Origin of the sequence: Dawidia cretensis, from assembly GCF_018598175.1 — a bacterium.
Taxonomy (GTDB): Bacteria; Bacteroidota; Bacteroidia; order Cytophagales; family Cyclobacteriaceae; genus Ohtaekwangia; species Ohtaekwangia cretensis.
Window position 1 is genome coordinate 1 of the sequence record NZ_JAHESE010000081.1, and the last position, 1357, is coordinate 1357.

Below are 1357 nucleotides of genomic sequence, written 5' to 3' on the forward strand. Positions count from 1 at the left end.
ACTCATATCTTTGGAAATAGAATCAGAACAGTTATTTTTTGTCAATACTAGCCGGTGGGGTACCTATTCGTAAGACTAGATAGGCCCATGTGGTCATATCGTGCGCAAGGCATATCCCTACCGGTTTCTTTTGCTTAGACAGAACAGTACCGAAGGATGCTTTTTAAAAAGCAATCTTGAATCAATTGTGAGTAAAGTCCAAGGCACAAGGCAGTATTAAAAAACTAACCCCCTCTATTCCAATGGAACATGTAATTTATTCTATCGGCCTGGATGTAGACAAGCACACCTTTAAGGCTTCTTTTAAGAGCAAAGAAGGTCTCAATCGAAGCATTGTTAAAGCAAGTAGAGAGTTCCCCAACAATCCCACAGGCTTTAAAGAACTTCATCAATGGGTTCAGAAGCATCGCAAAGCACAGCAAGCTTCTTTATCAATCACCATGGAGGCTACGGGTGTCTATCATGATAATCTGGCCTGGCATCTCCACACTGCTCAATACGTAGTCCACATTGTACTCCCCACGCGTGCTAAACGCTATATGCAAAGCATGGGAATCAAGAGTAAGAATGATCAGATCGATGCCCAGGGACTGGCCGATATGGGTATGCAACAAGAGTTAGAACCCTGGAAACCAGCCTCTCCAAATATGCTGGTGTTGAGAAGCTTAACGCGTCAAGTGGAGATGTTCCAAGAGACCAGAACTACCTTAAGCAATCAGCTGGAGGCAGCAGAGCATCTGGCCTTCGCCGATGATCTCATCATTAAGAATCTTGAATCTATAGTCCAGACGATGGAAGAGAATATTAAAATGCTCAAGGAACGCATTACCGAAACGATCCAGAAGGACCCTGTATTATCCGGCAAATACGAGTTGGTAAAACCCTTAAAGGGTATGGGGATATTAACCTTTGCTACGATCGTTGCGGAGACCGGCGGCTTTGAGCTCTTCAAGAATCAAAAACAACTTGTTAGCTATGCTGGCTACGACGTGGTGGAGAATCAATCAGGAGGGCGTATAGGGAAGACTCGAATATCCAAGCAGGGTAACGCCCATATCCGAAGAATCCTCTTCATGGCTTCCTTCAACATGGTTAAATACCAAATAAGCACTTTTTATCAGCTTTATGAAAGGGTGTACGATCGAACCAAAATCAAGATGAAGGGCTATGTCGCTATCCAACGAAAGCTTCTCTGTCTCTTATACACCCTGTGGAAAAAGGATACCGCCTTTGATCCTAATCACCTGAACCTTTTAAAAGACGCTTCTCATGCGGCTAAAAACAAAGTAGCCGCTACTTAGTAGCGGCTACACTAGATGAACGCCTGGAAAACCAGAGGTCCTCTTTAAGACGATAA

The 1357-nt window shown here is 43.8% G+C and carries 1 protein-coding gene; it reads left to right on the forward strand.

Going from position 1 to position 1357, the window contains the following annotated elements:
- Window positions 1-242 precede the first annotated feature (242 nt).
- Window positions 243-1301: an IS110 family RNA-guided transposase gene (locus KK062_RS29765; RefSeq protein ID WP_254088035.1), complete on the forward strand. Its 1059-nt coding sequence runs from the start codon at window positions 243-245 to the stop codon at window positions 1299-1301.
- Window positions 1302-1357 lie beyond the last annotated feature (56 nt).

What these genes read in the sequence shown, in the direction of transcription:
- KK062_RS29765 (WP_254088035.1), top strand. Translation starts at nt 243, where the DNA reads ATGGAACATGTAATTTATTCTATCGGCCTGGATGTAGACAAGCACACC.